Below are 576 nucleotides of genomic sequence, written 5' to 3'. Positions count from 1 at the left end.
AACACAGCCAGTCGTTGGCAGAGCAAGGTGCTGAGCACATCGATAATGCCGTAACGAGATTGGTTTCAACGACAGAGCAGATCGGTTCTCTAAACGAGCAAATGGCAGAATTGGCCGCTGCTGCCGAGCAGCAATCTCACGCAACGCAATCCATAAATGGGTTAATGGCAGGCATTACACAGTCGGTCGAAATGGTGGCGAGTAACAGTCAGCATGCTTCTGAGACGTCGTTGCAAGTGAAGCAACAAGTCACTGAGTTGAATCAACAAATGGCCATGTTTAAAACGGCTTAGAACCTCCCAATGAATGCTCCTCGACCATGAAGAAATACAATGGTCGAGGGTTTCGACTATTCTACTACTCACATAACCTAATTGCTCATTGAGTTTAGTTATTAAATCTATAGCTAAAACCAAATTTCCTTCCTCACCGCTCAGATCTAATATGACTCCATCGGCAGCAAATACTGCAAAAGAATTTTTAAACTTTACTCTCCAAGGAGCAAGATTATGAGCAAACAAGTAAGCTTAATTGGTCTAGATCGTCAACAATCAGAACAACTAGCACAACAACTGA

The 576-nt window shown here is 43.2% G+C and carries 1 pseudogene; it reads left to right on the top strand.

Going from position 1 to position 576, the window contains the following annotated elements:
* Nucleotides 1-293: pseudogene (locus tag R7O13_RS29235) on the top strand (methyl-accepting chemotaxis protein); the annotation flags it as partial.
* Nucleotides 294-576: the final 283 nt, after the last annotated feature.

It is taken from the genome of Vibrio sp. Y176 (assembly GCF_033438945.1).
The sequence above is the reverse complement of the archived record's forward strand: the minus strand, read 5'-3'. Positions and strand labels throughout refer to the sequence as shown.